4 protein-coding genes are annotated in these 4,668 nt (G+C 70.7%); 2 read left to right on the forward strand and 2 right to left on the reverse strand.

Annotated features, from left to right (window positions below; genetic code table 11):
• Nucleotides 1–962: peptidase dimerization domain-containing protein (locus AACZ35_RS12575; RefSeq protein ID WP_339829832.1), on the forward strand; the 962-nt coding region annotated here is incomplete at its 5' end.
• A 28-nt stretch (nucleotides 963–990) separates the two neighbouring features.
• Here AACZ35_RS12575 and AACZ35_RS12580 read toward each other — a convergent pair.
• The gene (locus AACZ35_RS12580; RefSeq protein WP_339829834.1) at nucleotides 991–1,680 is read right to left on the reverse strand and encodes a 2OG-Fe(II) oxygenase family protein; all 690 of its coding nucleotides are present in this window, start codon (nucleotides 1,678–1,680) and stop codon (nucleotides 991–993) included.
• Between the two features lie 95 nt (nucleotides 1,681–1,775).
• Between AACZ35_RS12580 and AACZ35_RS12585 the strand changes: the two genes are divergently transcribed.
• Entirely contained in the window at nucleotides 1,776–3,470 is a 1,695-nt protein-coding gene (locus tag AACZ35_RS12585; RefSeq protein ID WP_339829836.1) for a sulfotransferase, read from the forward strand.
• Between the two features lie 7 nt (nucleotides 3,471–3,477).
• Here the strand turns inward: AACZ35_RS12585 and AACZ35_RS12590 are convergent, their stop codons facing one another.
• Nucleotides 3,478–4,467 carry a methyltransferase domain-containing protein gene (locus AACZ35_RS12590; RefSeq protein ID WP_339829838.1) on the reverse strand — a complete coding sequence of 330 codons (990 nt, stop codon included), beginning with the start codon at nucleotides 4,465–4,467 and terminating at the stop codon, nucleotides 3,478–3,480.
• Nucleotides 4,468–4,668: the final 201 nt, after the last annotated feature.

Consider the following 4,668-nt stretch of genomic DNA (forward strand, 5'->3'; position numbering starts at 1 on the left):
ACCACCTGGCCGACCGCATCGGCAAACCGTCGCTGGTGGTGTGCCTGGACTCAGGCTGCGCCAACTACGACCAGCTCTGGTGCACCACCTCGCTGCGCGGCCTGGCCGGCGGCAACCTCAAGGTCAGCGTGCTCAGCGAAGGCGTGCACAGCGGCGACGCCAGCGGCATCGTGCCCTCGAGCTTCCGCCTGCTGCGCCAGCTGCTTTCGCGGCTGGAAGACGAGGCCACCGGCAAGATCCTGGTCGAAGACCTGTATGTCGACATCCCCGACGAGCGCCGCCAGCAGGCCAAGCGCGCCTCCGAAGTCCTGGGCACGGAAATCTGGGACAAGTTCCCGTTCCTGCCGGGCATGACGCCGATGGACCCCGACCTCACCGAACTGGTGCTCAACCGCACCTGGCGCCCGGCGCTGTCGGTCACCGGCGTGGACGGCATGCCGCCGCTGTCGAGCGCCGGCAACGTGCTGCGCCCGCACACGGCCATCAAGCTGAGCCTGCGCCTGCCGCCGACGCTGGAACCCAAGCGCGCCGGCGAAGTGCTCAAGCGCCTGTTCGAAGCCAACCCGCCGCATGGCTGCAAGGTCGAGGTCGAGCTGGAAAAGGCAAGCACCGGCTGGAACGCGCCGGCCCTGGCGCCCTGGCTTGAACACGCCATCGACCACGCCAGCCAGGAATATTTCGGCGCCCCGGCCATGTACATGGGCGAAGGCGGCACGATTCCGTTCATGGGCATGCTGGGCGAGAAGTTCCCGGGCGCGCAGTTCATGATCACCGGCGTGCTGGGCCCGCATTCGAACGCCCACGGCCCCAACGAATTCCTGCACATCCCCACCGGCAAGCGCGTCACCTCGGCCGTGGCCAAGGTGATCGCCGAACATTACGTGGCCAGTGAAAAGGGCCTGACCCGCGGCGTCGCGGCCCAGGCCGGCAACGCCCAGTTCGGCGACCACGGCTGCTGCTGACGCCCGCCGCGTGCCCCCTGGCGGCCGATCAGGCCGCCGGCGGGGCGTGCCACCAGCCGGTGATCGCCAGTCGCGGTTCCTGCGCCCAGGGCGCGACGACGCCGACGAAGTGCTTCGAAGGCACCTTGAACAGGCTCAGCGAATTGAAGCGCGGCATCATCGCGTCGCGATGGCCGCCGTCTTCGTCGACGAAGTGCAGCAGGCCGCCCCAGTCCACTTCCCAGTTGCGCGACAGGTTCAGCACGTAGGCGTAGCGCCGCGCCTCGTCGTCGTGGCGGTCGTCGTGCACGCGCAGGAACTGCCCGGGCAGGTAACGCGTGGCCTGCGCACCCACCATCGCCAGCGAGTTGTCGCCGGTGAGTTCGCGGATGAAGCCCAGGTATTCGGGGCTGTTGAAGAAGGCCAGCACCGCATGCAGCACCAGCTGCGGGTCGCGGCCTTCGCGCATGGCCTCGACCATCAGGTAGCGGTCGTAAACGAAGTGGAAACCCGCGGCGGCGCGCCGGTAGGCCTCGGGCATGCGCTGGCGGGCAACGTCGCCGGTCCAGGGCGGGCTGTCGGGCAATCCGCGTTCGGCCGTGGTCCAGGGCACTTCGCGGCGCAGGCAGTCGGCCAGGCGATTGGCGGCATCGGCCTGCAGGAAACCGGGGATCTGCACGCGGCCGTTCTGCGCCAGGCGCTGGCGGTAGGGCGCGATGTCGAGTTCATTGCTGATCATGGGCGGCGCGGGTCCGGGGACATGCGCACATTCTACTGCCGCGGCCCTGCCGGCCGGGCGGTTAGACTTGTGGCCCCGACGTCATACCCTTGCGCATGAACCCGCCCGCCCCCGCCACCGCCGCCGGATACAAGCAGCAGGCCCAGGCTGCGCTGCAGGCCGGCAATACCGGCCTGGCCCTGCAGCACATGCAGCGGGCCAACGAACTGGCACCGGCCTCGGTGGCGCTGCGCTTCGAGCTGGGCTGCCTGCTGGCCCACCTGGGCCGCCCCGACGACGCGCTGGAATGTTTTCGCGCCTGCGTGGCGATGCAGCCGGATTTTGCCGAAGGCTGGCACTTCATCGGGCTCACCCTGGCCCGCCAGGGCCACCTGCACGACGCCCTGGCGCCGCTGCGGCGGGCGTATGCGCTTGAACCCGGCAACCAGCGCGTGCTCGAACGCCTGGCCCAGGCCGAGTTCGAGGTCGGCGACGCCGCCGACGCCCTGCCGCTTTGGCGCGCCCTGGCCGCGCTGCGGCCCGGCGACGAACACGTCGAACTCAAGCTGGGCGAAACCCTGAGCCGGCTCGGCGATGCCGACGCCGCGGGCGCGCTGTACGAACAGGCCCTGCAGCGCGATCCCGCCTCGGCGAACCTGTGGATGGCCCGCGCCCAGGCCGAGGAAATTTCCGGCCGCCGCGACCAGGCCGAAGCCGCCTACGAACGTGCCCTGGCCCTGCGCCCCGGCTGGGCCTTCCCGCTGGCGGGCCTGCTGGGCCTGCGCCGCGGCCAGGCGAACGACACCCGCGTGCACGAAGCCCAGGCCCTGCTGGACGACCCCGCCCGCGGCGACGACGAACGCGCGATGGTCGGCTACGAACTGGGCAAGGTCTTCGACGGCCGCGGCGACTACCCGCGCGCCATGCAGGCCTGGCATGCGGCCAACGCCGCACGCCGGCGCGACCAGGGCGAACCCGACCCCGCCGACCTGGCCAGCCGCGTCGACGCCAGCCTTGCGGTGTTCAACCGGGAGCTGTTCGAACGCGCCGCCGGCCTGGGTAATCCGGACGAGCGCCCGGTTTTCATCGTCGGCATGCCGCGCAGCGGCACCACCCTGCTCGAACAGATGCTGGCCGCGCACCCGCAGGTGCACGGCGCCGGCGAACTGCCCGACGTTTCCCTGATCGCCCGTGACCTGCCCTCGCGCCGCGGGCGTCCGCAGCAGTGGCCGCACATCCTAGAAGACATCGCGCTCGAGCCCCTGCCCGCGGCGGCGAAACGTTACCTGGCGGCCGCCCTGCGCCAGGCGCCCGCCGGCACCGCGCGGGTGATCGACAAATACCCGATGAACTACTACCTGCTCGGCCTGGTCGCGCTGATGTTCCCGAAGGCGCGCGTGCTGTGGTGCCGGCGCGACCCGCGCGACGTCGCCATCTCGATCTACGGCGAAAACTTCGCCCTGGCCGAACGCCTGGCCACGCGCCTGGACGGCATCGGCCACCTGGTGCGCCTGCAGTCGCGTTTGATGCGCCACTGGCAATCCGTGCTGCCGCTGCCGATCCTGGAAGTGCGCTACGAAGACGTGGCCGCCGACACACAAACCCAGGCCCGGCGCGCCCTGGATTTCCTGGGCCTGGACTGGGATCCGGCCTGCCTGGACTTCCACCGCAGCGAACGCGGCGTGCAGACGCCCAGCCGCTGGCAGGTGCGCCAGCCCGTGCATACCCGCTCGATCGGCCGCTGGCGCCACTACGAAAGCGAGCTGGCGCCCCTGCTGGCGGTGCTGGGCGACGATCCAGCCGAAGCCTGACCGGGCCTCAGGCCGGATCCAGGCGCAGGCCCCAGCCCAGCAGGCCCTCGGCCTGCGCCACCGGCTCGACACGCACCCGGCCGGAAGGACGGGCGGCCTGCACTGACGACACCAGGGCCGCCAGCTGTGTTTCGTCCAGCGCATGTTCGATAAGTTCGCCGGTGCGCAGGCCGGCAGCGACCAGGCCTTCGCGGTAGCTCGCCAGGGCCGCCAGGGCCGGCGCCGGGTCGGCCCCGGTGCCCGCCAGCAGGCGGTTTACCCAGTCGCGCGTTTCCAGCAGCAGGTCGGGTGCTTCCGAGCCGGCAATGCACGAAGCCAGCGCCTGGACTGCGGCGTTGTAGGCCGTGCGGGCCCGCAGGGCCTCGGGTTCGCCGCTGGGGTCTTGCCCTGCGCGCGCCCGCGCGATCCACGGCAGCACCGCCGCGGTGGCCGCCAGCAGGCCATCGGGCGCCATCAGCAATGACTGGTTCTGAAGTTCGCTGCGGCCCACGCGCACCAGCACCGAACCGGCGTGGTGCATCACCAGGGCCAGCCGGCCACCGGGCTTGAGCACGCGCAGCGCTTCCGCCAGCGCGGCGTCGCGGTTCGCGTATTCGAATCCGTACTGGCTGGCCACCAGGTCGAAGCTGGCGTCGGCGAAAGGCAGCTGTTCCATCGCCACGCCGGCATGGAAGCGCAGGCCGGCGTGCTGCACGGGATCGAGCCAGCCCGGCGCCAGCTGGGCCAGGTCGACGGCGTCCACTTCCAGTCCGGGGCGGTCACCGCGGTGTTCCCACAGCAGGCGCGGCAGGGCGCCGTTGCCGGTGGCCAGGTCCAGGGCGCGCAGGGGACCTTCCGGCAGGTCCTTGAACACGCCGCGCCAGAAGTCGCCAATGGCGCCGCTGTAGTTGCCGTCGAAGCTGCCCACGCAGGAATGCAGGCCGCCGGTGGCCCAGTAGGCGGACCAGGCGGCGCGCCGTGCGGACGGGTCGGCGACGGTGTCATGGATCGGTTCCATGCCGCCATTGTCCGGGGCGACCCCGGAAAAAAGAAGGGCCACGACACCGGGGCGTCCGCCAAAAAAAGAAGGGCCCCGTTGCCGGGGCCCTTCGAATCAACCAATTAAACCCAAATCAGAAGGTCTGGGTGTAACGGAAGTAGGTGGTACGGCCGTAGGAGTCGTACAGGTAGAAGTTGAACGGACGACCGTCGTACGGCT

This window comes from uncultured Arenimonas sp., assembly GCF_963976025.1.
Lineage (GTDB): Bacteria > Pseudomonadota > Gammaproteobacteria > Xanthomonadales > Xanthomonadaceae > Arenimonas.

Excerpts from the sequence above, each read along its gene's own strand:
- AACZ35_RS12580 (WP_339829834.1), bottom strand. The coding sequence starts at position 1,680 with ATGATCAGCAATGAACTCGACATCGCGCCCTACCGCCAGCGCCTGGCG.
- AACZ35_RS12585 (WP_339829836.1), top strand. The coding sequence starts at position 1,776 with ATGAACCCGCCCGCCCCCGCCACCGCCGCCGGATACAAGCAGCAGGCC.
- AACZ35_RS12590 (WP_339829838.1), bottom strand. The coding sequence starts at position 4,467 with ATGGAACCGATCCATGACACCGTCGCCGACCCGTCCGCACGGCGCGCC.